At 64.1% G+C, this 26950-nt stretch carries 22 protein-coding genes; 7 read left to right on the forward strand and 15 right to left on the reverse strand.

Going from position 1 to position 26950, the window contains the following annotated elements:
* Window positions 1-11 precede the first annotated feature (11 nt).
* A complete protein-coding gene (locus G559_RS0112995) occupies window positions 12-884 on the forward strand; it encodes a helix-turn-helix domain-containing protein (RefSeq protein WP_028628628.1) in 873 nt (290 codons plus the stop codon).
* Here G559_RS0112995 and G559_RS0113000 read toward each other — a convergent pair whose 3' ends face one another.
* From G559_RS0113000 to purL, 3 genes are all read right to left on the reverse strand, one after another.
* Window positions 885-1202: a Nif3-like dinuclear metal center hexameric protein gene (locus tag G559_RS0113000; RefSeq protein ID WP_028628629.1), complete on the reverse strand. Its 318-nt coding sequence runs from the start codon at window positions 1200-1202 to the stop codon at window positions 885-887.
* Between the two features lie 168 nt (window positions 1203-1370).
* Window positions 1371-1631, reverse strand: a complete 261-nt coding sequence (locus G559_RS31275) for a CDGSH iron-sulfur domain-containing protein (RefSeq protein ID WP_081668060.1) — start codon at window positions 1629-1631, stop codon at window positions 1371-1373.
* A 106-nt stretch (window positions 1632-1737) separates the two neighbouring features.
* Window positions 1738-5634: a phosphoribosylformylglycinamidine synthase gene (gene purL, locus G559_RS0113005; RefSeq protein WP_028628630.1), complete on the reverse strand. Its 3897-nt coding sequence runs from the start codon at window positions 5632-5634 to the stop codon at window positions 1738-1740.
* 166 nt (window positions 5635-5800) lie between these two features.
* Here purL and mltF point away from each other — a divergent pair, with 166 nt between their 5' ends.
* Window positions 5801-7264 (forward strand): membrane-bound lytic murein transglycosylase MltF, encoded by a 1464-nt coding sequence (mltF, locus tag G559_RS0113010; protein ID WP_028628631.1) that lies wholly within the window; start codon window positions 5801-5803, stop codon window positions 7262-7264.
* A 91-nt stretch (window positions 7265-7355) separates the two neighbouring features.
* Here the strand turns inward: mltF and tadA are convergent, their stop codons facing one another.
* Window positions 7356-7859, reverse strand: a complete 504-nt coding sequence (gene tadA, locus G559_RS0113015) for a tRNA adenosine(34) deaminase TadA (RefSeq protein ID WP_028628632.1) — start codon at window positions 7857-7859, stop codon at window positions 7356-7358.
* A gap of 7 nt (window positions 7860-7866) precedes the next feature.
* A complete protein-coding gene (locus G559_RS0113020; protein ID WP_028628633.1) occupies window positions 7867-9231 on the reverse strand; it encodes a multicopper oxidase family protein in 1365 nt (454 codons plus the stop codon).
* A gap of 215 nt (window positions 9232-9446) precedes the next feature.
* Here G559_RS0113020 and G559_RS0113025 point away from each other — a divergent pair, with 215 nt between their 5' ends.
* Window positions 9447-10100, forward strand: coding sequence for an intradiol ring-cleavage dioxygenase (locus G559_RS0113025; RefSeq protein ID WP_028628634.1), 654 nt, complete (start codon window positions 9447-9449; stop codon window positions 10098-10100).
* Between the two features lie 118 nt (window positions 10101-10218).
* Here G559_RS0113025 and guaA read toward each other — a convergent pair whose 3' ends face one another.
* The 3 genes from guaA to G559_RS0113040 form a co-directional block, all read right to left on the reverse strand.
* Window positions 10219-11796, reverse strand: a complete 1578-nt coding sequence (gene guaA / locus G559_RS0113030) for a glutamine-hydrolyzing GMP synthase (RefSeq protein ID WP_028628635.1) — start codon at window positions 11794-11796, stop codon at window positions 10219-10221.
* An 80-nt stretch (window positions 11797-11876) separates the two neighbouring features.
* Entirely contained in the window at window positions 11877-13346 is a 1470-nt protein-coding gene (gene guaB, locus G559_RS0113035) for an IMP dehydrogenase (protein ID WP_028628636.1), read from the reverse strand.
* A gap of 127 nt (window positions 13347-13473) precedes the next feature.
* On the reverse strand, window positions 13474-14025 hold the full coding sequence (locus G559_RS0113040; protein ID WP_028628637.1) for a hypothetical protein: 552 nt from the start codon (window positions 14023-14025) through the stop codon (window positions 13474-13476).
* Window positions 14026-14124: 99 nt separating this feature from the next.
* Here G559_RS0113040 and xseA point away from each other — a divergent pair, with 99 nt between their 5' ends.
* The 4 genes from xseA (at window position 14125) to leuA (ending at window position 19685) form a co-directional block, all read left to right on the forward strand.
* A complete protein-coding gene (xseA, locus tag G559_RS0113045; protein ID WP_028628638.1) occupies window positions 14125-15504 on the forward strand; it encodes an exodeoxyribonuclease VII large subunit in 1380 nt (459 codons plus the stop codon).
* Between the two features lie 2 nt (window positions 15505-15506).
* Window positions 15507-16328, forward strand: a complete 822-nt coding sequence (locus G559_RS0113050) for a peptidoglycan DD-metalloendopeptidase family protein (protein WP_036997374.1) — start codon at window positions 15507-15509, stop codon at window positions 16326-16328.
* 107 nt (window positions 16329-16435) lie between these two features.
* On the forward strand, window positions 16436-17659 hold the full coding sequence (locus G559_RS0113055; protein WP_028628640.1) for a mechanosensitive ion channel family protein: 1224 nt from the start codon (window positions 16436-16438) through the stop codon (window positions 17657-17659).
* Between the two features lie 355 nt (window positions 17660-18014).
* A complete protein-coding gene (gene leuA, locus G559_RS0113060; protein WP_028628641.1) occupies window positions 18015-19685 on the forward strand; it encodes a 2-isopropylmalate synthase in 1671 nt (556 codons plus the stop codon).
* A 70-nt stretch (window positions 19686-19755) separates the two neighbouring features.
* Here leuA and G559_RS0113065 read toward each other — a convergent pair whose 3' ends face one another.
* The 7 genes from G559_RS0113065 to hisS all read right to left on the reverse strand — a co-directional run bounded on the left by G559_RS0113065 (window position 19756) and on the right by hisS (window position 26948).
* Window positions 19756-20121, reverse strand: coding sequence for a winged helix-turn-helix transcriptional regulator (locus G559_RS0113065; protein ID WP_051246641.1), 366 nt, complete (start codon window positions 20119-20121; stop codon window positions 19756-19758).
* Between the two features lie 14 nt (window positions 20122-20135).
* Window positions 20136-20930, reverse strand: a complete 795-nt coding sequence (locus G559_RS0113070) for an amidohydrolase (RefSeq protein ID WP_028628643.1) — start codon at window positions 20928-20930, stop codon at window positions 20136-20138.
* Window positions 20918-22066 (reverse strand): pyridoxal phosphate-dependent aminotransferase, encoded by a 1149-nt coding sequence (locus tag G559_RS0113075; protein ID WP_028628644.1) that lies wholly within the window; start codon window positions 22064-22066, stop codon window positions 20918-20920. The genes G559_RS0113070 and G559_RS0113075 overlap by 13 nt, the downstream gene beginning before the upstream one ends.
* Before the next feature lie 221 nt (window positions 22067-22287).
* The gene (der, locus tag G559_RS0113080; RefSeq protein ID WP_028628645.1) at window positions 22288-23766 is read right to left on the reverse strand and encodes a ribosome biogenesis GTPase Der; all 1479 of its coding nucleotides are present in this window, start codon (window positions 23764-23766) and stop codon (window positions 22288-22290) included.
* A gap of 78 nt (window positions 23767-23844) precedes the next feature.
* On the reverse strand, window positions 23845-24987 hold the full coding sequence (gene bamB, locus G559_RS0113085) for an outer membrane protein assembly factor BamB (RefSeq protein ID WP_028628646.1): 1143 nt from the start codon (window positions 24985-24987) through the stop codon (window positions 23845-23847).
* 1 nt (window position 24988) lies between these two features.
* Window positions 24989-25627, reverse strand: coding sequence for a YfgM family protein (locus G559_RS0113090; protein WP_028628647.1), 639 nt, complete (start codon window positions 25625-25627; stop codon window positions 24989-24991).
* 31 nt (window positions 25628-25658) lie between these two features.
* The gene (hisS, locus tag G559_RS0113095) at window positions 25659-26948 is read right to left on the reverse strand and encodes a histidine--tRNA ligase (RefSeq protein ID WP_028628648.1); all 1290 of its coding nucleotides are present in this window, start codon (window positions 26946-26948) and stop codon (window positions 25659-25661) included.
* Between the last annotated feature and the right edge of the window lie 2 nt (window positions 26949-26950).

Here is a 26950-nt window from a genome sequence, read left to right on the forward strand (position 1 = left end):
CCGTTCTTCCCATGTCGCTACTCGAACAGAACCAGGTCTTCCAGTCCCTCAGCAGTTCGCCCCATGCTCGCCTCGAGCACAGTGCGGAGCTGGGCGATGGCCTGGGCGCAGCCTTGTGGAGCAACCATCACGACGCGAGGGACTACCAGGGGCCGAAGGTCCACACCCTGTCCTGTTACCTGGCCGGCGGCACCGGCACCTTCCGCCGCGAGCGCCCGGACACCAAAGGCGCGCCAGACAAGCTGTGCATCCTGCCCGCCGGCCATGAATCCTCCTGGGTGATCAATGGCGAAATCCGCCTGGCGCACCTCTACTTCAGTGCCGAGCATTTCGCCGAGACGGCGGTGACCCTGCTGGATCGCGAACCCCGAGAGCTGCAGTTGCGCGAGCGGACCTTCCTCGACGACCCGCAGCAGGCGCGAAACTTCCATCAGTTGATCAACCTGGACTGGAACGAGCCCGGCGAACGCCTGCGGGCCACCAGCCTGGCCCACGAAATGATCCACCACAGCCTGCTGACCCAGGCCGGGATGCGTGAGGGTTTACGCCTGAAGGGCGGGCTGGCGCCGGCGCTGCGCAGACGCCTGGTGGACTGCATCGAGAACCGCCTGGCCGAACCCATCAGCCTGGGCGAGCTGGCGACCTTCTCGGCGCTGTCGGAGTATCACTTCGCGCGAATGTTCCGCGAGAGCTTCGGTATGCCGCCGCACCAGTACGTGCTGGCGCGCCGCCTGGAGCGGGCGCGCAAGCTGCTGCGGGATACCGAGCTGCCGCTGGGGGAAATCGCCCTGGCCTGCGGCTTCGCCAGCGCCAGCCACTTCAGCAATCGCTTCCGCGCCGCGATTGGCGGCACGCCAGGGGCGTTCAGGGCGGCGTTTCGCTGATCAGAACACCAGGTCGGACAGTCGCCAGACTTCGAAGGCCGGCGTCTCATAGGGGTGTGCCTTCTTCAACGCCTTGACCGCATCGTGGATCTGCTCGTCGGCGACCACCATCTCCACCTTCCATTCGGCGACCTGTTCGACGATTCCGGCCTGCCCCAGGTAGGGATTGCTGCCCTCCAGGGGACGGAACTGGCCCTGGCCAAGTGCCTGCCAGCAGCAGCTGTCATAGGCGCCGATACGCCCGCCGCCGGCTGCGAAAACGGCTTTTTTAACCGGCTCCAGATGGCTCTCTGGAACGTAGAAGCACAGCTTGTACATCAAGTTCTCCGCGTGGGTCCGACAACGGTTCATGCCCGGAAACATTGCCATAAATGATGGCACTTTGACCTCATTTTACCGAGGCACCGTTCACATACGCCACGTTGGACATATCGCGCGGAAAAGTGTTCTGCAGGAGATAGTGCGTCTGGCGATAAAGGTGACGCCCTACTCACCTTTCCAGAAGCGCCGCCAGCGTTTAGCCAAGCCAGATGTGGGCGGGCTGTGGCTGCCATCGCACCAGGGCAGGCGCGCGGACTGGCCGCAACGGCACAGCAGCAGGCGCTGCTCGCGGGGTGCAATCAGGATGAGGCCATCGGGGCAGTCGGAGGGACAATCGGGTAGCTGTACCGAGTGGCCACAGCGGCAGAGGCGGCATCGATCGCCGGGTTGCAGCAAGCGGACTTCAGGAAGTATCGGGTCCGGCATGGACTGGGCTCGGAAACGAAAAGGCGGGAGAAGATTGCCTTCTCCCGCCTTTCGCTGTCGATGTCCGAGTGGGCCAAAAAGCACCCACTCCGGCCTTCGGCCGCTGTTAATCCACCCAGACGCGGGCGTTGCGGAACATGCGCATCCAGCCGCCGTCTTCCTGCCACTCGTCCGGGCGCCAGGAGTTCTGCACGGCACGGAACACGCGCTCCGGGTGCGGCATCATGATGGTCACGCGACCGTCGCGGCTGGTAAGGCCAGTGATGCCACGCGGCGAGCCGTTGGGGTTGGCTGGGTAGGTTTCGGTGACCTTGCCGTGGGTGTCGACGAAGCGCAGGGATACGCAACCGGACAGGTCGGCTTCCAACAGAGCTTCTTCGCTCTCGAACTCAGCATGGCCTTCGCCGTGGGCGATAGCGATGGGCAAGCGCGAACCGGCCATGCCGCGCAGGAAGATCGAGGACGACTCCTGCACCTGAACCATCGCCACACGGGCTTCGAACTGCTCCGAGCGGTTGCGCACGAAGTGCGGCCAGAACTCGGTGCCGGGGATCAGCTCGTGCAGGTTGGACATCATCTGGCAACCGTTGCACACACCGAGGGCGAAGCTGTCCTTGCGCTCGAAGAAGGCCTGGAAGCCATCACGTGCGCGGCTGTTGAAGAGGATCGACTTGGCCCAGCCCTCGCCAGCGCCGAGCACGTCGCCGTAGGAGAAACCACCGCAGGCCACCAGGCCCTTGAAGTCTTCCAGGCTGACGCGGCCGGCCAGGATGTCGCTCATGTGCACGTCGATGGCAGCGAAGCCGGCGCGATCGAACGCGGCAGCCATTTCCACCTGGCCGTTGACGCCCTGCTCGCGGAGGATCGCCACTTGCGGACGTGCGCCCTTCTTGATGTAGGGCGCGGCGATGTCCTGGTTGACGTCGAAGCTGAGCTTGACGCTCAGGCCCGGGTTGTCTTCTTCCAGCAGCGCGTCGAATTCCTGGTCGGCGCAGTCGGCGTTATCGCGCAGACGCTGGATGTTGTAGCTGGTCTCCGACCACTGACGCTGAAGCATGCGGCGCTCGCCGCCGAACACGGCCTCGCCATTGAAGCTGATGGCAACGTTGGCGCCATTGACCGGCTGGCCAATCACCGCGACGCAGTCTCCGAGGCCGGCGGCGCTGAACTGGGCCAGCACTTCCGGCGTGGCGTCCTGGCGAACCTGGATGACCGCGCCCAGTTCCTCGTTGAACAGCACGGCGGCCACGCCCTCACGGTTGTCGGCCAGGGCGTCGAGGTAGAGGTCCAGGCCGCAGTGACCGGCAAAGGCCATTTCCAGCACGGTGGCCAGCAGGCCGCCGTCGGAGCGGTCGTGGTAGGCCAGCAGGTGGCCATCGGCGTTCAGGCCCTGGATCACGGCGAAGAAGGCTTTCAGGTCTTCGGCGTCGTCGACGTCCGGCACCTGCTGGCCGAGCTTGCTATAGACCTGGGCGAGGATGGAGCCACCCATGCGGTCCTGGCCACGGCCGAGGTCAACCAGGATCAGGTCGGTCTCGCCCTTGTCCAGGCGCAGTTGCGGGGTCAGGGTCTTGCGCACATCGCTGACCGGGGCGAAACCGGTGACGATCAGCGACAGCGGCGAGGTGACGGACTTGTCCGCACCTTCATCCTGCCAGCGGGTCTTCATGGACATGGAGTCCTTGCCCACCGGGATGGTGATGCCCAGCGCCGGGCACAGTTCCATGCCCACAGCCTTGACGGTGTCGTACAAGCGAGCGTCTTCACCCGGGTGACCAGCGGCGGCCATCCAGTTGGCGGAAAGCTTGATGTCGCCCAGCTTCTCGATCTTCGAGGCAGCCAGGTTGGTGACGGTCTCGCCGATGGCCATGCGGCCGGATGCGGGGGCGTTCAACAGGGCCAGCGGGGTGCGCTCGCCCATGGCCATGGCTTCGCCGGTGTAGACGTCGAAGCTGGTGGCGGTAACGGCGCAGTCGGCTACCGGAACCTGCCAGGGGCCGACCATCTGGTCGCGCGCCACCAGACCGGTGATGGTGCGGTCGCCAATGGTGATCAGGAAGTTCTTGCTGGCCACGGCCGGGTGACGCAGCACGCGGCTGACGGCTTCGTCGATGTCCAGTTCGGCAGCGGCGAAGTCATCGCCCAGCTCCGCTTCACGGCTGACCGAGCGGTGCATGCGCGGCGGCTTGCCGAGCAGGACCTCGAGCGGCATGTCCACCGGATTGTTGCCGAAGTGGCTATCGGCCACGGTCAGGTGAGGCTCCTCGATGGCCTCGCCGACCACGGCGAAGGGGCAACGCTCGCGTTCGCAGATGGCCTTGAAACGCTCGAAGTCGGCTGCGTCCACGGAGAGCACGTAACGCTCCTGGGACTCGTTGCACCAGATTTCCAGCGGGCTCATGCCCGGCTCGTCGTTCGGTACGGCGCGCAGTTCGAAGCGGCCGCCACGGCCACCGTCGTTGATCAGTTCCGGCAGGGCGTTGGAGATGCCGCCGGCACCCACGTCGTGGATGAACTTGATGGGGTTTTCCGAACCCAGCTGCCAGCAGCGGTCGATCACTTCCTGGCAACGACGCTCCATTTCCGGGTTGTCGCGCTGCACCGAGGCGAAGTCCAGGTCGGCGGAGCTGGAACCGGTAGCCATGGAGGAAGCGGCACCACCGCCAAGGCCGATGAGCATGGCCGGGCCGCCGAGGACGATCAGCTTGGCACCGACGGAGATTTCGCCTTTCTGCACGTGCTCGGCGCGGATATTGCCCATGCCGCCAGCGAGCATGATCGGCTTGTGGTAGCCGCGGACTTCTTCACCGTGAGGGGTGTCGATGGCCTGCTCGAAGGTACGGAAATAGCCGGTCAGGGCCGGACGGCCGAACTCGTTGTTGAACGCGGCACCGCCCAGCGGGCCTTCGATCATGATGTCCAGCGGGGTGACGATGCGCTCGGGTTTGCCGTAGGGCTTCTCCCAAGGCTGCTCGAAACCGGGGATCTGCAGGTTGGAAACGGTGAACCCGGTCAGGCCGGCCTTCGGCTTGGCGCCGCGACCGGTGGCACCTTCGTCGCGGATCTCGCCGCCGGAGCCGGTGGAGGCGCCGGGGAAGGGCGCGATGGCCGTCGGGTGGTTGTGGGTTTCCACCTTCATCAGGATGTGCACGGGCTCCTGGGTCGCGCCGTACTGGCGGGTCGCCGGGTCCGGGAAGAAGCGGCCGGCGGTGGAGCCCACGATCACCGAAGCGTTGTCCTTGTACGCGGACAGCACGCCTTCACGGTGCATCTCGTAGGTGTTCTTGATCATGCCGAACAGGCTCTTCTCTTGCGCCTGGCCGTCGATGTCCCAGCTGGCATTGAAGATCTTGTGGCGGCAGTGCTCGGAGTTCGCCTGGGCGAACATCATCAGCTCGACGTCGTGGGGGTTGCGACCCAGATCGTTGAAGCTCTTCACCAGGTAGTCGATTTCGTCTTCGGCAAGCGCCAGGCCCAGTTCGACGTTGGCCTTCTCCAGCGCGGCGCGGCCGCCGCCAAGGATGTCGACCACGGTCAGCGGCTTGGGCTGGGCATGGCTGAACAGGCTGGCGGCCTCTTCCTGGCCGGCCAGCACCAGTTGGGTCATGCGGTCATGCAGGCTGCTGGCGATCAGTTGCGCGTCGGCGTCGCTGAACTCACCGGCCACGTAGTAGGCGATACCGCGCTCCAGGCGCTCGATCTTGGCCAGGCCGCAGTTGCGGGCAATGTCAGTGGCCTTGCTCGACCAGGGCGAGATGGTGCCGAAGCGCGGCACGACCAGGAACAGGCGGCCGCGAGGCTCCTGCACCGGAACGCTGGGGCCGTACTTGAGCAGGCGAGCCAGGACTTGCTCTTCCTCCCCGCTGAGTACGCCAATCACTTCGGCGAAGTGGGTGAACTCGGCGTAGAGTCCGCTGACGGCGGGGACCTTCTGGGTCAGTTGCTCGAGCAGTTTGCCGTGGCGAAAAGCGGAAAGGGCGGGAGCACCGCGCAGGATCAACATCTTCGGGACAGCCTCTGGGGAAGGGGTGTGCTTGGAGGCCGTGCATTCTAGCGCAAAGCGCCGCTTTCCGGCACCTCTGAAGGTGCCTCGCGTCGCCCGAGAGCTAGCAGAGAAGATGCCCTCTGTCGAGATATGGCGTCCGCCAGCCTTTGCGTATACTCCGTGGATGCTAAATCAACACGTGTTCGGCACACGTCGGGCTTTCTGGGCCCTGGCTACCGGATTCCTCCTGATGCTCGTCGGCTGCAAACAGCCCACCACCCTCGAGCGCGTTCAGGAGGAGGGTGTTCTACGCGTGATCACCCGCAACAGCCCGGCCACCTACTTCCAAGATCGCAATGGCGAAACCGGCTTCGAGTACGAGCTGGTCAAGCGCTTCGCCGACGACCTGGGCGTCGAACTCAAGATCGAGACCGCCGACAAGCTGGACGACGTCTTCTCCCGGCTGGGCCAGGCCAATGGTCCTGTGCTGGCAGCCGCCGGCCTGGTGGCCAGCGAGGCGCGCAAGAACGAAGTGCGCTTCTCCCATTCTTACCTGGACGTCACCCCCCAGGTCATCTACCGCAACGGCGAACGCCGCCCTACCCGCCCCGACGACCTGGTCGGCCGGCGCATCCTGGTGCTCAAGGGCAGCAGCCACGCCGAGCAGCTTGCCAAGCTGAAAGCCACCTTGCCCGGACTGAAATACGAGGAATCGGACGAGGTGGAAATGGTCGACCTGCTGCGCATGGTCGACGAAGGTCAGATCGACCTGACCCTGGTGGACTCCAACGAACTGGCGATGAACCAGGTCTATTTTCCCAATGTGCGCGTCGCCTTCGACCTGGGCGACACCACCAGCCTGGCCTGGGCCATGCCGCCGGGCGAGGACGACAGCCTCTACAACGAGGTCAACGCCTTCCTCGACAAGGCCCGCAAGGACGGCACCCTGCAGCGGTTGAAGGATCGCTACTACGGCCACGTCGACGTACTCGGCTATGTGGGTGCCTACACCTTCGCCAAGCACCTGCAGCAGCGCCTGCCCAAGTACGAGCAGCACTTCCGCCTGGCCTCGCAGAAGAATGATGTGGACTGGCGCCTGCTGGCCGCCATCGGCTACCAGGAATCCCTCTGGCAGCCCACCGCCACTTCCAAGACCGGCGTGCGCGGCCTGATGATGCTGACCGAGAACACCGCCAAGGCCATGGGCGTGTCCAACCGCCTGAGTGCCCAGCAGAGCATCCACGGCGGCGGCAAGTACTTCACCCTGATCAAGAACGGTCTCTCCGAGGACCTCAAGGAACCGGACCGTACCTGGTTCGCCCTGGCCGCCTACAACATCGGCATCGCCCACCTGGGTGACGCGCGCAAGCTGGCCGCGGCCGAGGGCCTGAACCCGAACAAGTGGCTCGACGTAAAGAAAATGCTGCCGCGTCTGTCGCAGAAGCAGTGGTACCGCAAGACTCGCTACGGCTATGCCCGCGGTGGCGAGACGGTGCACTTCGTACAGAACATCCGCCGCTACTACGACATCCTCACCTGGGTGACCCAGCCGCAGATGGAAGGCAGCCAACTGGCTGAAAACGCCAGCCACCTGCCAGGCATCAACAAGACCCGCCCGCCGGAAAACCAGCAGGACGAGAAACTCTGAGCCACCCCCGCAGGTTGGTGCGGGCGGCGTTCCGCGAGAGCGAAGCGAACCCCAACGACACCCCGCAACGACTCGGCATGACTGGCTTCAGCTACACCTGGGAGCCGCCGTCCTTGCGTGCCGCTCGGCGCGCCTGGAAGAACGCTGAGAGCATCTCGCTGCATTCCTGCGCCAGCACGCCCCCCTCCACCAGTACCCGGTGGTTGAGGAATTCCTGATTGAAGAACTGGCCGCGGCTGGCCACTACGCCGGCCTTGGGCTCGGTGGCGCCGTAGACGACGCGGGTGATCCGCGAGTGGACGATGAGCCCCGCGCACATGCTGCACGGCTCCAGGGTGACGTAGAGGGTACTGCCGACCAGGCGGTAGTTCTCAAGACGGCTAGCAGCGTCACGTACTGCCACCATCTCGGCATGGGCACTGGGGTCATGGCCGGAAATCGGGCAGTTGAAGCCGCGCCCGACGATCTCGCCATCCTTGACCAGCACCGCCCCCACCGGCACCTCGCCCAGCGCCGCACCCTGCTGGGCCAGGGCAAGGGCCTCACGCATGAAGTGTTCGTCGCGGCTGCGGTCGATGATCTGGGGCTGGCGCATGGTCAGTTCAGACAACCTCGATGGCGGCCATCAGGCCGGTTTCCATATGGTCGATGACGTGGCAGTGGAACATCCACACCCCCGGGTTCTCCGCGACCAGCGCGATGCGCGCGGTCTCGTTCTTGCCCAGCAGGTAGGTGTCGGTGAAGTACGGAATGATGGTCTTGCGGTCCGAGTCCAGCACCTTGAAGGCCATGCCATGGAGATGGATGGGGTGCAGGTACTGAGCCATGTTGCGCAGCTCGAAGATGTAGTGGCCGTCTTTCTTCAGCTTGGCGATCGGGCGGTCGGCGCAGGTCTTGTCGTCGATGTCCCAGGCCTTGCCGTTGATTTGCCAGTAGTTGCTCGGCCTTCCGGCCGCGCTGGCCAGGGTGGCAGCCCACTCGAAGTTGAAACGCAGCACCTGGGCCTTTTCCAGGTCGGGCTCGGGTACCGGGTTGGCCGGTAGCGGTGCCGGCCAGTCGCCGGGCGCCTCGTTGCTGGCCACGCTCTTTAGCGTCGCCAGACGCAGCGGGCCATTGCGCAACGGCAGTTCGGTGCCTTCTGCCGGCACCTTGATGGCGAGTTCGATACGCATGCCAGGCCCAAGCCAGTATTCCTTGCCCAGGTCGCGGGGCTCCACGGGGTGACCATCCAGGGAATAGATACGCACCTCGGCCCCCGGCAGGTTGAGCCGGTAGGTAACGGTGTTGTCCAGGTTCAGCAAGCGAAGACGCACCACCTGGCCGGCTGGCAGCTCCACGGTTGGAAGCGGCTTGCCGTTGATGGTGGTCAGACGGCCACGAGTGCCTTCACGGGCGGCCTCGCGGGGGACGCTGAAGGCGGTGAAGGCGCCTTCCTGGTCGACATGCCAGGTCTTCAGGCTAAGCACCTTCTCGTGCTTGAAGCCACTGGGCTCACGCTCCTCGACGATCAGCGGACCAACCAGGCCGCGCCCCAATTGGTGCGCGCTGGACAGGTGCGGGTGATACCAGAAGCTGCCGGCGTCATCGGTCTTGAAGCGGTAGTCGAAGTACTCGCCAGGCAGGACCGGCAACTGCGACACATAGGGGACGCCGTCCATCTCGAGCGGCAGGCGAATGCCATGCCAGTGGATGGTGGTGGGCTCATCGAGCTTGTTGATGAAGCGCACTCGCAGCCAGTCGCCCTGGCGCGAGCGCAGTTCGACGCCCGGCGCCTGGCCGCCGTAGGCCCAGGCCGGAGTGGAATGACCGGCGACCAGCTCTAGATCGAGCGGTGCGGCGATCAGCTCATAGTCGTGGGTCCTGGCATCCAGCGTGCGGCCGAGCCAATAGCGGGCGCCGCCGGCACCGAGGCTGACCACACCGAGGCCAACCAGGCCACCGAGAATCTGTCTGCGGGTGAACGACATGGGGTCAGGCTCCTCAGGGGAAGAACGGGGCTGTCCCATCGGCTAATCGAACCGGCCTCTGTCGGGCCGGACTACGGGGCGCCAAAGATACACCCAGCAATCGAGAAAGATAAGGGAAAGCATCCGCATTGACCGCGACCGATGGGCGCGGCATGCGTTTCGCGCCAGGTCTAGGCTGAAAGAGATGTCCCGACTCTCTGCAGAGGATCGTCTCCGTGCATCCCACCCGCCGCCAACTGATGCAATTCGGTCTCGGCGGCCTGGTGTTGCTGAGCTGGCCGCGATTCAGCCAGTCCGACAGCACCAGGGCCTGCCGTCTCAGCCCGGTACAGACCGCCGGGCCCTTCTATCTGGAAGATGCGCTGTTGCGCCAGGACATCACGGACGGCAAACCAGGCACCGCCTTGCGGCTTCAGTTCGAGGTGCTGCAACTGGACGGGTGCCGCCCCTTGGGCGACGCCGCCCTGGAGATCTGGCATTGCGATGCACAAGGCGCCTATTCGGGCGTCGGGAGCGACTCGAGAAGCCGCTACTTGCGTGGTGTACAGATCACCGACGACGACGGCCGCGCGGAGTTTCGCAGCATCCTCCCGGGTTATTACCCCGGCCGGACCAACCATGTGCACCTGAAGGTGCATCTTAGTGAGCGGGATATCCACACCGGCCAGCTGTACTTCCCCGAAGCGGTGATCCGCCCGGCGATGGCGAAACCGCCCTACTCCCACCCCGACCAGGACTGGACACCGCTGGAGCAGGACTACGTCTTCCGCCGCCAGCAGGGCGAACAGTCAATTGCCGAACTGGTCGAGGACGACGACGGATTCATAGCGCGACTGACGCTGGTGGTCGATACCCACGCCAACGTGTGATCTTGTTGGGGCGAATAAATTCGCCCCAACAAAAAGGACAAGCGCCCCCTACAAAACGAAACCGGCCAGGCTTTGAGGGCCTGGCCGGTCGGTTGTCGCTAGCGCTTTCGCACTGGCATCATTCCCACTCGATGGTCGCTGGCGGCTTGCTCGACACGTCGTAGGTGACGCGGGAGATGCCTTCGATCTCGTTGATGATGCGATTGGAGACGGTCTCCAGCAGCTCGTAAGGCAGGTGCGCCCAGCGAGCGGTCATGAAGTCGATGGTTTCCACCGCGCGCAGGGCCACGACCCAGGCGTAACGGCGGCCGTCACCGACCACGCCCACGGATTTCACCGGCTGGAACACCACGAAGGCCTGGCTGGTCTTCTGGTACCAGTCCGCCTTGTGCAGCTCTTCGATGAAGATGTGGTCCGCGCGACGCAGCAAGTCGGCGTACTCCTTCTTCACTTCGCCGAGGATACGTACACCCAGGCCCGGGCCGGGGAACGGGTGGCGGTAGACCATGCTGTAGGGCAGGCCCAGCTCCAGGCCGATCTTGCGCACTTCGTCCTTGAACAGTTCGCGCAGCGGCTCGACCAGTTCGAACTGCATGTCTTCCGGCAGGCCGCCGACGTTGTGGTGGGACTTGATCACGTGGGCCTTGCCGGTCTTGGCGCCGGCCGACTCGATCACGTCGGGGTAGATGGTGCCCTGGGCGAGGAACTTGATGCCCTGCAGACGGGTGGCTTCCTCATCGAACACTTCGATGAAGGTGCGGCCGATGATCTTGCGCTTCTCTTCCGGGTCGGCAACGCCGGCCAGGCGGGAGAGGAACTTCTCTTCGGCGTTGGCGCGGATCACGCGTACGCCCATGTTCTCGGCGAACATGGCCATCACGTGGTCGCCTTCGTGCAGGCGCAGCAGGCCGTTGTCGACGAAGACGCAGGTCAGCTGGTCGCCGATGGCGCGGTGCAGCAGGGCCGCCACGACCGAGGAGTCCACGCCACCGGACAGGCCCAGCAGCACCTTGGACGAGCCCACCTGGGCGCGCACGGTGGCGATGGCGTCTTCGACGATGTTGGACGGGGTCCAGAGGGCGGCACAGCCGCAGATGTCCAGCACGAAGCGGGAGAGGATACGACCGCCCTGCTTGGTGTGGGTCACCTCCGGGTGGAACTGCACGCCGTAGTAGGCACGATGATCGTCAGCCATGGCGGCGATCGGGCAGCTCGGGGTGCTGGCCAGGATGTGGAAGCCGGCCGGCATGTCGGTGACCTTGTCGCCGTGGCTCATCCACACGTCGAGGCCGAGGACGCCGTCGTCGTCGATATGGTCTTCGATGCCATCCAGCAGGCGGGCCTTGCCTACCACGTCGACGCGGGCATAACCGAACTCACGCAGGTCGGAACCCTGCACCTTGCCGCCCAGTTGCTCGGCCATGGTCTGCATGCCGTAGCAGATGCCGAACAACGGCACATTGAGGTCGAACACGGCCTGCGGCGCACGCGGGCTATCGGCTTCATGCACCGACTCGGGGCCACCGGCGAGGATGATGCCGCGCGGGGCGAAGGCGCGGATCGCCTCATTGCTCATGTCGAAGGGGTGGATCTCGCAGTACACGCCAATCTCGCGCACGCGGCGGGCGATCAGCTGGGTGTACTGGGAGCCGAAGTCGAGGATCAGGATCCGGTGGGCGTGAATGTCTTGGGACATGGCCATCTCTCGTTACGGAATTCACAAACGACACGGGGCTGAATCAGACAGCCCCGTGACGCGTTAGATTTCAGTCAGCCTCAACCGACGCGGTAGTTCGGGGCTTCCTTGGTGATCTGCACGTCATGGACGTGGGACTCGGCCATGCCGGCGCCGGTGATGCGCACGAACTGCGGCCTGGTGCGCATTTCCTCGACCGTGGAGCAACCGGTATAGCCCATGGAGGCACGCAGGCCGCCCATCAGCTGGTGAACGATGGCGGTCAGGGTTCCCTTGTAGGGGACGCGGCCTTCGATACCTTCCGGAACCAGCTTCTCGGCACCGGCCGAGGAGTCCTGGAAGTAACGGTCGGAAGAGCCCTGCGACTGCGCCATGGCGCCCAGCGAGCCCATGCCACGGTAGGCCTTGTAGGAACGGCCCTGGAACAGCTCGACCTCGCCCGGTGCCTCTTCGGTACCGGCGAACATGGAGCCCATCATCACGCAGGACGCGCCAGCCACGATGGCCTTGGACAGGTCGCCGGAGAAGCGGATGCCACCGTCGGCGATCAGCGGGATGCCGGAGCCAGCCAGGGCGGCAGCCACGTTGGCGATGGCAGAGATCTGCGGTACGCCGACGCCAGCGACGATACGGGTGGTGCAGATGGAGCCCGGGCCGATACCGACCTTGACCGCGTCCGCGCCAGCCTCGGCCAGGGCCTTGGCAGCTTCGCCAGTGGCGATGTTGCCACCGATCACCTGGACGTGCGGGTAGGTGTCCTTGACCCAGCGTACGCGCTCGATCACACCTTTGGAGTGGCCGTGGGCGGTGTCCACCACCACCACGTCGACGCCAGCTGCGACCAGTGCGGCAACGCGTTCGCCGGTGTCGGCGCCGGTCCCCACTGCAGCGCCTACGCGCAGGCTGCCTTGCGCATCCTTGGACGCCAGCGGGTAGGTCTTGGCCTTCTCGATATCACGGAAGGTCACCAGGCCGCGCAGGTAGAAGTTCTCGTCGACCACCAGCATCTTCTCGATGCGGTTCTCGTAGAGCTTGACCTTCATCTCTTCAAGCGGAGTGCCTTCGCGGGCGGTGACCAGCTTGTCCTTCGGCGTCATGATCGCCGCCACGGTATCGCCGACGTTCGGTTTGAAGCGCAGGTCGCGGCCGGTCACGATGCCGACCAGCTCGCCCTCTTCCACTACCGGGAAGCCAGAGAAGCCGTATTCACGGGCGATCTGCAGCAGTTCGATGATCTTGGTGGAGGGCGTGACGGTGACCGGGTCACGGACGATGGCCGTCTCGTGGCGCTTGACCTTGCGCACCTCGGCAGCCTGCTGCTCGATGGTCATGTTCTTGTGAATGATGCCGATGCCACCTTCCTGGGCCATGGCAATGGCCAGGCGGGCTTCGGTCACGGTATCCATCGCTGCGGAAACCAGCGGGATGTTCAGTTCGATGCCGCGGGTCAGGCGGGTCTTGAGGCTGACATCCTTGGGCAGAATCTCGGAATAACCCGGGATCAGGAGAACGTCGTCGAAGGTCAGGGCTTCTTGGCTGATGCGCAGCATGGCGGGGGCTCCCAGGCGGGAAAATTGGAAGCGCGCCATTATAACGAGGCTACGGCCTCTGCTCAACGCGGCCGATGGCCTGCAGTGCCATTCCCGCGAAAAAACATGCCAAGCCGATCAGCGGTCATCAGCCGTCCGTCCGCACCTGGCGCACTTTGAACCCCAGGCGCTCACCGAACGCATCGAGAAATGCCTGGGTAAAGGCGGTTTCGCCCCAACCATTGAAGATGAACCCCAGGTTGGAGAACCCGCAGGGCTGCAGGAAGAGAAAGCCGTTGATGTCGTCTTCGTGACCGCACTCCGGGCAACTGAAGTTGTCCGTGATCCCCGGCCACCAATCCTCCAGGCTCTCGAACAGCGGCTCGCCGACTTCCCGGCGGCATTCCGGGCAGCCCGCTTCTTTGAGGAAGTTACGGGTGGGCGTATAGATGCAGCGTTTATCCACCACCTCTAGGCCATTCACGGGTTGGCCGAACGGCAAGCGATCAGGATGTTCGACCACCTGCCGCGCGCTGGGGGCGATGGCATTGGCCATGCGATTGCCGCGCACGCCACAGGTGCTTGGCAGCGCCTCGACCACCCCGCGCTGGGCGAGCCAGCGCTGCATGCGTCCAGCCAGGGCCTGGTGCCCGGGCACGCTGGAAATCTGCGGCACGATGATCAGTTGGCTCGTCTCCATTTCAGGCTCCTATGGCAGAAGAAAGGGCACGCAGCTTAATCAGTGCCCTTCAACCGTCAACTATGGCGCAAGATGCCAAAGCCATTATCATTCCGGCCCATGATCAACGATCCCTTCCAACGGCTTGGCCTCGATCGCGAGGTACTGACCGTCAGCCAGCTCAACCAACGTGCCCGCCATCTATTGGAGGACGTGTTTCCGCAGGTTTGGGTGGAGGGTGAAATCTCCAACCTGGCCAAGCCTGCCTCCGGCCACCTGTACTTCACCCTCAAGGACAGCCAGGCGCAGGTTCGCTGCGCCCTGTTCCGGCAGAACGCCCTGCGCGTACGGCAGGCGCTGCGCGATGGCCTGGCGGTGCGGGTGCGTGGCAAGGTCTCGCTGTTCGAGGGTCGTGGCGATTACCAACTAATCGCCGATGCCGTCGAGCCGGCTGGCGATGGTGCCCTGCGCCTGGCATTCGAGGCCCTTAAGGAAAAACTCGCCGCCGAAGGGCTGTTCGCCGCAGAACGCAAACGCCCGCTTCCGGCACACCCGCAGCGTATCGGCATCGTCAGTTCACCCACCGGCGCGGTGATCCGCGACATCATCAGCGTCTTTCGCCGTCGTGCACCCCAGGTACAGCTGACCCTCATTCCCACCGCCGTGCAGGGCCGCGAAGCCACCGCGCAGATCGTCCGTGCCCTGGGATTGGCGGATGCGCAAGGCTTCGATGCGTTGATCCTCGCCCGTGGTGGCGGCTCCCTGGAGGACCTCTGGTGCTTCAACGAAGAGGCCGTGGCCCGCGCCGTGGCCGCGTGCCAGACCCCCATCGTCAGTGCCGTCGGCCATGAAACGGATGTTTCCATCAGCGATTTCGTCGCCGATGTGCGCGCACCGACGCCCTCCGCCGCCGCCGAACTCCTGGCCCCAGATGCCAGAGACCTGCAGCAGCGCCTCGACAGCCTGCATCGCCGCCTGAGCCTGCGTCTGCGGGACCAACTGACCCGCGAGCGCCTGCGCCTGGATGGGCTGTTCCGACGCCTGCGTCACCCCGGCGAGCGCCTGCGCCAGCAAGCGCAACGGCTGGATGACCTGGACATGCGCCTACGGCGCGCGTTCGAGCGCCAGCAGCAGGTACGACACGAACGCCTGGCACGCCTGGACACCCGCCTCGCCGCACAGCATCCCGGACGCACCCTGGCCCTGCTGCGGCAGAAGCTCGACAACCTTGCCGAACGCCTGCCCCGCGCCGCTCGCGACGCCCTCAAGGATCGTCGTCAGCGCCTTGACGCCCTGGCCCAGACACTGCACGTCGTCAGCCCCCTGGCCACCCTCGGGCGCGGCTACAGCATCCTGCTAGACGAACGTGGACAAGCCGTCCGCACCGCTAGCCAGACCCACCCCGGCCAGCGCCTGAAGGCCCGCCTCGGAGAAGGCGAACTGGACGTGCGCGTCGAAGACAACCACCTCACGCCCGTGAACCTCTCCCTGCTGGACTGACCATGCGCCTGCTTGCCGCCCTGCTCCTCTGCCTCGCCCTCCCCGTCCATGCCGAAGGTTTCATCAGCCGGCTGCTGAACAAGCCGGTTCCAGGCGGCGTAGCCGTCGTCCAGCTCGGCAACGGCCCCCAGGCGCCCACCGCGCGCTACCAGGGCAAACCGGTGCTGGTGATCAAGGAAGACGGCCGTAACTGGATCGCCATCGTCGGCATCCCGCTGGGTACCAAGGTCGGGCAGCAACTGATCGAGGTCAGCGATGGGCGCCGGCTGGGCTTCAGCGTCGGCAGCCGCACCTACCGCGAGCAGCACATCAAGCTGGCCAATACCCGCCAGGTGAACCCGCTGCCGGAAGACCTGAAACGCATCGACCGCGAACTGGCCGAGCAGACCACTGCCTACCGCCGCTTCAGCCCCGGGACACCGAGCAACCTGCTATTCGACAAGCCGGTCAACGGCCCCCTATCCAGCCCCTTCGGACTGCGCCGCTTCTTCAATGGCGAAGAACGCAACCCGCACTCCGGCCTGGACTTCGCGGTCGGTGCGGGCACGCCAATCAAGGCGCCCGCGGCCGGCAAGGTGGTTCTCATCGGCAACTACTTCTTCAACGGCAAGACAGTGTTCGTCGACCATGGCCAAGGCCTGATCAGCATGTTCTGTCACATGTCGAAGGTAGAGGTGAAACTCGGCCAGCAACTGCCCCGCGGCGGCGTAATCGGCCGCGTCGGCGCCACCGGCCGCGCGACCGGCCCGCACATGCACTGGAACGTCAGCCTCAACGATGTGCGAGTTGACCCGGCCATCTTCATCGGTGCCTACAAGCCCTGAGGACATTTGCGCTTACACCCGGGGCTTGGGCTGCGCGGCTTTGATTTGCTAAGGTCCGGCGGCCTCGGGGCCCACCCCGCCAAACGGATATCTGAAGGGAGCAGCCCATGAGCAGCGAAGTCACCCACTGGCTGGAATGGTTGCGGCAGCATCAGGAATTGCACACCGTCGTCGCCACTTCCGTCCTCATCCTGCTGGCCTGGCTGTCGAACTGGATAGTCCGCCGCATCCTGCTGCGCGGCCTGTTCCACGTCACCGGCGCGCAGATTCAGGATCACGGCCTGATCAAGCGCCTGGCCAATGTGGTGCCCGCCCTGGTGCTGGCCGGCGGCGTAAGGGTGGTGCCGAACCTGCCAAACGCGTTGGTGGAGGTGATCACCAACGTCTGCGCCGCCTTCATCATCCTCACCGTCGCCCTGGCCCTGAGCGCCGCGCTGAACATCGTCAGCAGCCTCTATCAGCGCCGCAAGGATGCCCACCTGCGGCCCATCAAGGGCTATGTGCAAGTGCTGAAGATCGCGATCTTCGCCATCGCCACGATCCTGATGATCGCCAGCCTGATCGACCGCTCGCCGCTGATCCTGCTGTCGGGTCTCGGCGCCATGGCCGCAGTTCTGCTGCTGATTTTCCAGGACACCCTGCTGTCGCTGGTGGCCAGCGTCCAGATCACCTCCAGCGACATCATCCGCGTCGGCGACTGGGTGGAGATGCCCCAGCTCAACGCCGACGGCGACGTGATCGACATCGCCCTGCATACGGTGAAGGTGCAGAACTGGGACAAGACCATCACCACCATTCCCACCAAGCGCTTCATCACTGACTCGTTCAAGAACTGGCGCGGCATGCAGGAATCCGGTGGCCGTCGGATCAAGCGCTGTCTCTATCTGGATCAGAACAGCGTGCACTTCCTCCGCGAGGACGACATCGCCCGATTGCACCGCTTCCGACTGCTGGACGGCTACCTGAAAGCCAAGGAAAGCGAGCTGCTCAGCTGGAACAGCCAACTGGATGAGGCTGCCCGCCTGCCGATCAACAGCCGCCAGTTGACCAACCTCGGCACCTTCCGCGCCTACGTGGAGCACTACTTGCGGGAGAACCTGGACATCCGCAAGGACATGACCCTGCTGGTGCGTCAGATGGCCCCCACCGCCGATGGCCTGCCGCTGGAGCTGTACTGTTTCACCAACACCACGGCCTGGGCCCGCTACGAGGCCATCCAGTCCGACATCTTCGACCACCTGCTGGCGATACTTCCGGAGTTCGGCCTGCGAGTGTTCCAGCACCCCAGCGGTGCGGACATGCGCGCGCTGCGTCTAGCGCCGCAGGAATGACCTCAAGGCTGACCGCGAATTGCCCGGCAAGGGGCGATTCGCGGGCTGGCTGTCTCGCCCCCAAAAGAGCAACGCAATTACTTCTAGGAAATCGCAACAACTACGCAATAAATCTCCTCCTTGTAAATTCTTGCGCTCTTTTCCACCATTTTTTTCGCAATGCTTGCCATATTCACTCACGATGAATAGGGTTAGCCCTTATGAAAACCGCACACACCCTCATCCTTCTGCGTCAACACGCCTGCCTGCGACTGGTCAGCCCCCGACTGCGTGGCTGAATCTCACCTTCGTCGCACCCGCTGAATTCAATGCCTGGCCGACCACCACACGGCCCGCAGTAAAAAGGATTTGCCCCATGAGCATGCTGAAAGACCCATCCCGCAAGTACCGCGCCTTCCCCGCAATCAACCTGCCGGACCGTACCTGGCCGTCCAGGACCATCACTGAAGTACCGATCTGGTGCAGCTCCGATCTGCGCGACGGTAACCAGTCGCTGATCGAGCCAATGGATGCGCAGAAGAAGATGCGCTTCTTCAAGACCCTGGTGCAGGTGGGCCTGAAGGAAATCGAGGTGGCCTTCCCCTCCGCTTCGGATACCGACTTCAACTTCGTTCGCGAGCTGATCGAAGGCGGCCACATCCCCGACGACGTCACCATCCAGGTACTGACCCAAGCGCGCGAGGACCTGATCACCCGCACTTTCGAGTCCCTGCGTGGGGCGAAAAAAGCCATCGTCCACGTCTACAACGCCACCGCCCCCTCGTTCCGCCGCATCGTCTTCAACCAGGACAAGGCCGGCGTGATTGATATCGCCACCAGCGCAGCCAGGCTGATCAAGGCGCTGGCCGCCGAGCAGCCGGGAACCGACTGGACCTTCCAGTACTCGCCGGAAATCTTCAGCTCCACCGAGCTGGACTTCGCCGTCGAGGTCTGCGATGCGGTGATCGATGTCTGGCAGCCGACTCCCGAGAAGAAGATCATCCTCAACCTGCCGGCCACCGTTGAGTGCGCAACGCCGAACGTGTACGCGGACCAGATCGAATGGTTCGGCCGCCACGTCAGCCGCCGCGACTCGGTGATCATCAGCCTGCACACCCACAATGACCGTGGCACCGGCGTGGCCGCCACCGAACTGGGCCTGATGGCCGGCGCCGACCGAGTCGAAGGCTGCCTGTTCGGCAACGGCGAGCGCACCGGCAACGTCGACCTGGTGACCCTTGCACTGAACATGTACACCCAGGGCCTGCACCCGCAGCTGGACTTCTCCGACATCGATGCCGTGCGCAAAGTGGTCGAAGAGTGCAACCAGTTGCCGGTTCACCCGCGGCACCCCTACGTGGGCGACCTGGTCCACACGGCCTTCTCCGGCTCCCACCAGGACGCCATCCGCAAGGGCTTCACCCAACAGCAGGAAGACGCCCTCTGGGAAGTGCCCTACCTGCCAATCGACCCGGCCGACATTGGCCGCAGCTACGAAGCGGTGATTCGCGTGAACAGCCAGTCCGGCAAGGGTGGCATCACCTTCCTGCTGGAACAGGAGTACGGCATCAGCCTGCCGCGCCGCATGCAGATCGAATTCAGCCAGGTGGTGCAGAAGGAAACCGATCGCCTGGGACTGGAAATGACTGCCCAGCAGATCTACCAACTGCTGGACAGCGAGTACCTGCAGGCCAGCACGCCCTTCACCCTGAAAGGCCATCGCCTGCAGGAAGAGAACGGTACCAGTGCCGTGGATATCGAAGTCCAGGTCAAGGGCGAAACCCAGCACCTGCGCGGCATGGGCAAGGGCCCGCTGGAAGCCCTGGTGGCCAGCCTGCCGGTGAAGGTCGAGATCATGGACTACTCGGAGCACGCCATCGGTGCCGGCACAAACGCCAAGGCTGCGGCCTACATCGAACTGCGCGTCAACGGTGGCCGTGCCCTGCACGGTATCGGCATTGACGAAAACCTCACCACAGCCAGCTTCCGCGCCCTGTTCAGCGCCCTCAACCGCGCCCTGAGCCAGGCTGAGGCCGAAGCGGCCTGAGGCTGATACCGCAAAGCAAAACCCCGCCAGCAGGCGGGGTTTTGTTTTGTAGGCAACCTACCGGGAGTATTCAGCCCTGCTGCTGCCAGTGGCACTTGCCCCAGGCGCACATGGAATCCAGCACCGGTTTCAGGCTGCTGCCATGCTCGGTCAAGCGATACTCAACCCGAGGCGGTACTTCGGCGTAGACCGTGCGCGAGACGATACCGTCGCGTTCCAGCTCACGCAGCTGCTGGGCCAGCATCTTCTCGGTGATACCCGGCACCAGCCGCTTGAGCTCGGAAAAGCGCCGCGCCTCCGGCATCAGGTGATAGACCAGCAGCGACTTCCACTTGCCACCGATCACCGCCAGGGTGACTTCCACCGGCGTGTTGTAGACCTTTTCTCCCGCCACAAGCAGGTTTCCCCCGGCAGGTAGTGGCTTGTGTTCGCTCATGATTGCCTCGGTACTCAGAGGTGCAGGTCGAATGCGTCTGCGTCGCGCATGGCCGGGAAGCGCTCGCGGTAAGCTGCCAGTTGCGCGGCAGACAGGCTGGCGAAGAACACGCCATCGGCATCGCCGGCATCCAGCAGGCTCTCGCCCTGGAAATCCAGCACCTGGCTGTCGCCACTGTAGCCGTGGCCCTTGCCATCGCTACCGACGCGATTCACCGCGGCGACGTAACAGAGGTTCTCGATGGCACGTGCCGGTAGCAGTCGGTTCCAATGATGGCGACGCGCGGCCGGCCAGTTGGCCGTGTAGAGCAGCAGGTCGGTGTCGTGCGGATCGCGGCTCCACACCGGGAAACGCAGGTCGTAGCAGATCAGCGGACGCACGCGCCAGCCCTTGAGCTCGAACAACGCCTGGGTCTCTCCCGGCGTGTAGTGCTTGTGCTCACCGGCCATGCGGAACAAATGACGCTTGTCGTAATGCAGGACCTCACCGTCCGGGCGCGCCCAGAGCAGGCGATTGCGGTGGCTGCCATCAGCGACCTGGATGATGACGCTACCGGTGATCACCGCATCCAGGCGCTTGGCCTGCTCCCTCAGCCAAGCGTGGGTCGGCCCTTGCTCGGGCTCGGCAAGCGCCGAGGAGTCCATGGAGAAACCGGTGGTGAACATCTCTGGCAGGACGATCAGGTCAGCGCCCTTCGCCTGTTCCAGCAAGGTTTCGAAATGCGCGTGGTTGGCTTCGCAGTCGTGCCAGGCCAGGGTGGTCTGCACCAGGGCCAGCTTGAGATCAGGCAAGGCGGTCAGATCGCGCATAGTTTTTCCGCCGCCTGACGCAGCGTCTCCTCACGTTTGGCGAAGCAGAACCGCACCAGTCGCAAATCCTTGGGCGCTTGCTGGTAAAACACCGAAACCGGAATGGCGGCCACGCCGTGTTCGCGGGTCAGCCATTCGGACATGGCCACATCGTCCAGGTCGTCGCGGATGGCGCTGTAGTCCACCAACTGGAAGTAGGTACCGGCGGCACGGCTGAAACGCAAGCGCGAGCCGGCCAGCAGATCGCAGAACAGGTCGCGCTTGGCCTGGTAGAAGGCCGGCAGCTCGGCCAGGTGCTCCGGGTGCGCTGCCATGAAATCGGCAAGCGCCCATTGCAGCGGGGTCACACCGCAGAAGTTGACGTACTGGTGGACCTTGCGCAGCTCGGCGGACAGCACGGGCGGCGCCACCACATAGCCGGTCTTCCAGCCGGTGACGTGGTAGGTCTTGCCGAAGGAACTGACCACGAAGGCACGCGCGTACAACTCGTCATGGGCCAGCACGCTGACATGGCTGACACCATCGAACACCAGGTGCTCGTAGACTTCGTCGGACACCAGGTAGATGTCGCGATCACGAATCAACTCGGCCAACTGGTCCAGTTCGGCGCGGGAAATCAGCGCACCGCTGGGGTTGTGCGGGCTGTTGAGGATGATCATGCGGGTGCGCGGGCTCAGTGCGTCGCGCATGCGTTGCCAGTCGATGGCAAACCCCGGCAGTGCCAGAGGTACGTGCACGCAGCGGCCACCAGCCAGTTCAACCGAGGGTTCGTAGCTGTCGTAGCAAGGGTCGAGGACGATCACCTCATCGCCAGCACGGACCACGGCCTGGATGGCACAGAAGATGGCTTCAGTGGCCCCCGGGGTGATGGTCACCTCGGTATCGGCGCTGACCGGGCGCCCGTAAAAGGCCGCAACCTTGGCCGCCACCTGCTCGCGCAGGGCCGGCAGACCGGTCATGGGTGCGTACTGGTTGTGCCCGGCCGCAATATGCCGGCCGACCGCATCGCACAGGGCAGTCGGCGCGGAGAAATCCGGGAAGCCCTGGGACAGATTGATGGCGCCGACTTCAGCGGCGAGTTGGGACATGCGGGTGAAGATGGTGGTGCCGACGTTGGGCAACTTGCTGGCGATCATTTCATCAGGCTGCTGGCGACTGGGAAGTGGGTCATAGCTTAAGGCCTGAGGGGTTTCGCGACCACAGGAATGCCCCTGCAGGAGCGAGCTATGCTCGCGAAACATTGTGCCGGTCCAGTTCGCGAGCAGAGCTCGCTCCTACGAAAGCCGAACTCCACCCAAAGTGCGACCCTGGAAAGAAAAAGAGCGCCCCAGGGCGCCCTCTTCCAGTCCAGCCGGTATCAGCGCTTCTTGTCGCGGCGCTTCTTGTCGGCCTTCTTGTGGTGCGACATGAGACGGCGTTTCTTGTTCACCTGACGCTCGGTCAAGGTGTTCTTCTTGCCCTCGAAGGGGTTCTCGCCGCCCTTGTACTCGATGCGGATCGGCGTACCGACCAGCTTGAGCACGCGCCGGTAGGTGTTTTCCAGGTAACGCGAGTAGGACTTGGGCACCGACTCGGTCTGGTTGCCGTGGATCACGATCAGCGGCGGGTTGGCTCCACCGAGGTGGGCGTAGCGCAGCTTGATGCGGCGGCCGTTGACCAGCGGCGGCTGGTGCTCCTGCACCGCGTCTTCGAGGATCTGGGTCAGACGGCTGGTGGGCCAGCGGGTGATGGCGGAACGGAAGGAATCCTGCACTGACTTGTACAGGTGGCCGACGCCGGTGCCATGCAGGGCGGAGATGAAGTGGATGTCGGCGAAATCGACGAAGAACAGCCGGCGCTCCAACTCAGTCTTCACATAGTCGCGCTCACCCGGTTCCATGCCATCCCACTTGTTCAGGGCAATGACCAGCGCACGGCCGGTCTCGAGCACGAAACCCAGCAAGTTGAGGTCGTGCTCGACTACCCCTTCACGGGCGTCCATCACGAAGATCACCACGTTGGCATCCTGGATGGCCTGCAGGGTTTTCACCACCGAGAACTTTTCCACTGCCTCGAAGATCTTGCCGCGACGACGCACGCCAGCGGTGTCGATCAGGGTGTACTTCTCTTCGTTACGCTCGAAGGGGATGTAGATGCTGTCACGGGTAGTACCGGCCTGGTCGTACACGATCACCCGCTCTTCACCGAGCATGCGGTTGACCAGGGTGGACTTGCCAACATTGGGGCGACCGATGATGGCGATCTTGATGCCATCCTTTTCACTCGGCCCGGGCACGCGCGTCGGCTCAGTGCCTTCGGCAACCACTTCGGCCTCGGCGGCCTCAGTTTCGTCGGCACCATCATCACGGGGGAACTCACCCAGAGCAGCCTGGAGCATCTGACTGATGCCACGGCCATGGGCGGCAGCGATCGGCAAGGCATCGCCCAGGCCCAGGGGGCTGAACTCGGCGCGCGCGATGTCCGGGTCAACGGTGTCGACCTTGTTGGCCACCAGGAAGCTGCGCTTGTTCCGCTTGCGCAGGTGCTCAGCGATCATCTGGTCGGAGGCCGTCATGCCAGCGCGGGAGTCGACCATGAAGAGCACTGCATCAGCCTCTTCGATCGCCTGCAGGGACTGCTCGGCCATTTTTGCGTCGATGCCTTCCTCATCGCCGGAGATACCCCCGGTGTCGATGACGATATAGGTGCGACCCTGCCACTTCGCCTCGCCGTACTGGCGATCACGGGTCAGACCCGCGTACTCCGCGACGATCGCGTCTCGGGTTTTGGTCAGGCGGTTGAACAGGGTGGACTTGCCGACGTTGGGCCTACCCACCAGGGCAATTACGGGAACCATGAGGCTCTCCACTCGTTATTTCAGAAAACACAAAGGCCGCTACCGTTTGACGGCAGCGGCCGGATATCGGACTTCAGCTTAGCGGATGGTCAGGCCAACCAGCTTGCCACCGTTGCCATAGGCGTACATCCACTCACCCACCACCAGCGGACGGGCACGCAGACCATCGCCGTCGATCTTCTCGCGGCCGACAAAGTGGCCGTCCACCTGGCTCAACAGGTGCAAGTAACCTTCGAAGTCACCGACAGCCACATAGCTGGAGAAGACCTCAGGAGCGGACAGCTGGCGGCGAGCCAGGGCGTCGTTGCTCCACAAGGCGGAGGCGGAGCGCTCGTCCACACCTTCCACGGTTCCGCTGGCCAGGCTTACGTAAACGTTACCGAAGCCCTGGGCGACGCCGGCGTAGCTGGACGCCTCGCGCTGCCAGAGTACGCGACCGCTTTCCAGGTCCAGGGCGGCAACGCGACCCTGGTAGGTGGCGACGTAAACGGTACCGCCGGACAGCAGCAGGCCGCCGTCGATGTCCACTACGCGATCCAGCTCGGAACGGCCCTGAGGCACGGCCACGCGCTGTTCCCAGACCGGAATGCCGCGCTTGATATCCAGGGCGAGCACCTTGCCGGTGGAAAGACCGGCGACGGCCAGATTGTTAGTCACGATGGGCGCGCCAGTACCCCGCAGGGTCAGCACGGCCGGAGTGTTCTCGTAGATCCAGAGCTGATTGCCGGTGGCCGCGTCGAAGCCGAACAGGCTGTCGTTCTGAGTCTGCACAACGACCACGTCACCGTTGTTGGCCGGCGGGGCCAGTACTTCGCCGTTTACACGGGCGCGCCACTTCTCTTCGCCGTTGGTGGCATCGAGGGCGACGATTTCCCCTTTCAGGGTACCCAGCATCACCAGGCCATAGCCGACGCCAACCGCGCCGGAGACCGGCAGTTCGAGGTCTTGCTTCCAGATCACGTCGCCATTGAAGCGATTGAGCGCCATGACCTCGCCGTTGACGTCCGAGGCATAGATGGTGTCGCCATCGACGGCGGGCACCAGCAGGTTGTAGGTCTCGCCCTGGCCGTCACCAATGGAGCGGCTCCAGCCCTTGTCCAGTTTCACTTCCTCAGTGATATCGGGCAGTTCGGCCGGCGGCAGTTCCTTCTTGCTATTGCTGCTGCAGCCCACGGCCAGTAGGGCCAGGGCCAGCACTGCGGCATTCTTCCAGCGCATCACGTCACGCGTCCCCTTTTGCCAGGTCGTCAAGCTTCATCTGCAGACCGCCTACGGCGGCATCTTCGGGCAGCGCAGCCTTGGCTTTCTGGTAGGCAGCATGCGCGTCGTCGGTACGACCCAGCTGAACCAGCAGATCGCCCTTGAGTTCTTCTCGGCTGGCGAGGAAGGCCTTATCGGCATCGCCATCCAGCAGTTTGAGGGCATCTTCAGCCTTGTCCTGCGCTGCCAGGACACGGGCCAGGCGCTGGCGGGCCAGCTCACTCAGGGTCGCATCGGCAGGTTTGTCCAGCACGGCCTTGAGCTCTGCGGCAGCATCATCCAACTTGCCGGACTCGACCGCGACCTTGGCCACGAACAGGCTGCCGTACTGTGCGTAATGGGTCCCACCGAAATCGCTCTTCAGCTTGCCAGCCAGCTCGGCGACCTTGGCCGAGTCCGGAGCGCCGCTGGGAGTGAGAGCGGTTTCCAGCAATTGCTGGTAAACGATCGAAGCGCCCTGTGCCTGATTGGCGTCGTACTTCTGCCAGGCCTGCCAACCGAAGACCACCGCCAGCGCAAGTGCGCCGCCAGTGAGCATGGGTTTGCCGTTGCGCTGCCACCAGTCCCTGAACTGCGCAATCTGTTCTTCTTCAGTCTGCATGCTTAACCCCGTACTCCTGATCTTTGGATGCTCAAGCCTGCTTCAGGCAGGCGGCGAGATGCTCGGCCAGAGCATCCCAGGCAATGCTTTGTTGTTCGCTGTCGTCGCGCAGCGGCTTGCAACCTACCACGCGCTTGGCCAATTCGTCGTCCCCCAGGATCAGCGCGTAGCGGGCCCCGCTCTTGTCGGCCTTCTTGAACTGGCTCTTGAAGCTGCCGGCCCCGGCATTGACCACCAGGCGCAGGTCCGGCAGGGCGTCACGCAGTTGCTCGGAAAGGCCTAGAGCTGCCAATTCGGCAGCTTCGCCAAAGGCACAGATATAGACGTCCGCGGGGCTGTTCAGCTCCTCCGGAACCAGGCCAAGGGTCTCCAGGAGCAGCACCAGGCGTTCGACACCCATGGCGTATCCCACGCCCGGAGTCGGCTTGCCGCCGAACTGGGTCACCAGACCGTCATAACGGCCGCCAGCACAAACGGTGCCCTGGGAACCGAGCTTGTCAGTCACCCACTCGAAAACGGTGCGGCTGTAGTAGTCCAGGCCACGCACCAGCTTCTGGTTGATCTCGTAGCGGATACCCACTGCATCGAGGCGCGCCTTGAGCCCCTCGAAGTGGGCGACGGATTCTTCGTCCAGGTAATCGTGCAGGGTCGGCGCATCCACCAGCAGCGCCTGGGTACCACCATTCTTGCTGTCGAGTATGCGCAGCGGGTTGGTGGTCAGGCGGCGCTGGCTGTCTTCGTCCAGCAGGTCATAGCGCTCTTGCAGGTAGGCCACCAAGGCGTCACGGTAGCGAGCGCGGGCCTCGCTGGAGCCCAGGCTGTTCAGCTGCAGGGTGACGGCGTCGGCAAGGCCGAGCTTCTTCCACAGGCGCCAGGTGAGCACGATCAACTCGGCGTCGATGTCCGGCCCCGGCAGGTTGAAAACTTCCACACCCATTTGGTGGAACTGACGGTAGCGACCCTTCTGCGGCTTCTCGTAGCGGAACATCGGGCCGGCGTACCAGAGCTTCTGCACCTGGCCACCGCCGGTAAGGCCATGCTCGAGCATGGCGCGCACACAACCCGCAGTACCTTCGGGGCGAAGGGTCAGGGACTCTTCGTTGCGATCGAGGAAGGTGTACATCTCCTTGTCGACAACGTCCGTGCCTTCGCCGATACCGCGGGCGAACAGCTCGGTGAACTCGAGGATCGGCAGGCGGATTTCCTTGTATCCGTAACCATCCAACAGCGCTGCCAGGGTATTTTCCAGATAGCGCCAGGTAGGCGTCTGCTCCGGCAGGATGTCGTTCATGCCACGAATGGCTTGCAGGGTCTTGCTCACGA

This window comes from Metapseudomonas resinovorans DSM 21078 (genome assembly GCF_000423545.1).
Taxonomy (GTDB): domain Bacteria; phylum Pseudomonadota; class Gammaproteobacteria; order Pseudomonadales; family Pseudomonadaceae; genus Metapseudomonas; species Metapseudomonas resinovorans.

What these genes read in the sequence shown, in the direction of transcription:
- G559_RS0113000 (WP_028628629.1), bottom strand. Translation starts at nt 1,202, where the DNA reads ATGTACAAGCTGTGCTTCTACGTTCCAGAGAGCCATCTGGAGCCGGTT.
- G559_RS31275 (WP_081668060.1), bottom strand. Translation starts at nt 1,631, where the DNA reads ATGCCGGACCCGATACTTCCTGAAGTCCGCTTGCTGCAACCCGGCGAT.
- der (WP_028628645.1), bottom strand. Translation starts at nt 23,766, where the DNA reads ATGGTTCCCGTAATTGCCCTGGTGGGTAGGCCCAACGTCGGCAAGTCC.
- G559_RS0112995 (WP_028628628.1), top strand. Translation starts at nt 12, where the DNA reads ATGTCGCTACTCGAACAGAACCAGGTCTTCCAGTCCCTCAGCAGTTCG.
- G559_RS0113065 (WP_051246641.1), bottom strand. Translation starts at nt 20,121, where the DNA reads ATGAGCGAACACAAGCCACTACCTGCCGGGGGAAACCTGCTTGTGGCG.
- G559_RS0113070 (WP_028628643.1), bottom strand. Translation starts at nt 20,930, where the DNA reads ATGCGCGATCTGACCGCCTTGCCTGATCTCAAGCTGGCCCTGGTGCAG.
- G559_RS0113090 (WP_028628647.1), bottom strand. Translation starts at nt 25,627, where the DNA reads ATGCAGACTGAAGAAGAACAGATTGCGCAGTTCAGGGACTGGTGGCAG.
- guaA (WP_028628635.1), bottom strand. Translation starts at nt 11,796, where the DNA reads ATGTCCCAAGACATTCACGCCCACCGGATCCTGATCCTCGACTTCGGC.
- G559_RS0113050 (WP_036997374.1), top strand. Translation starts at nt 15,507, where the DNA reads ATGCGCCTGCTTGCCGCCCTGCTCCTCTGCCTCGCCCTCCCCGTCCAT.
- G559_RS0113040 (WP_028628637.1), bottom strand. Translation starts at nt 14,025, where the DNA reads ATGGAGACGAGCCAACTGATCATCGTGCCGCAGATTTCCAGCGTGCCC.
- xseA (WP_028628638.1), top strand. Translation starts at nt 14,125, where the DNA reads ATGATCAACGATCCCTTCCAACGGCTTGGCCTCGATCGCGAGGTACTG.
- tadA (WP_028628632.1), bottom strand. Translation starts at nt 7,859, where the DNA reads ATGCGCCAGCCCCAGATCATCGACCGCAGCCGCGACGAACACTTCATG.
- mltF (WP_028628631.1), top strand. Translation starts at nt 5,801, where the DNA reads ATGCTAAATCAACACGTGTTCGGCACACGTCGGGCTTTCTGGGCCCTG.
- G559_RS0113020 (WP_028628633.1), bottom strand. Translation starts at nt 9,231, where the DNA reads ATGTCGTTCACCCGCAGACAGATTCTCGGTGGCCTGGTTGGCCTCGGT.
- purL (WP_028628630.1), bottom strand. Translation starts at nt 5,634, where the DNA reads ATGTTGATCCTGCGCGGTGCTCCCGCCCTTTCCGCTTTTCGCCACGGC.
- G559_RS0113055 (WP_028628640.1), top strand. Translation starts at nt 16,436, where the DNA reads ATGAGCAGCGAAGTCACCCACTGGCTGGAATGGTTGCGGCAGCATCAG.
- leuA (WP_028628641.1), top strand. Translation starts at nt 18,015, where the DNA reads ATGAGCATGCTGAAAGACCCATCCCGCAAGTACCGCGCCTTCCCCGCA.
- G559_RS0113075 (WP_028628644.1), bottom strand. Translation starts at nt 22,066, where the DNA reads ATGATCGCCAGCAAGTTGCCCAACGTCGGCACCACCATCTTCACCCGC.
- guaB (WP_028628636.1), bottom strand. Translation starts at nt 13,346, where the DNA reads ATGCTGCGCATCAGCCAAGAAGCCCTGACCTTCGACGACGTTCTCCTG.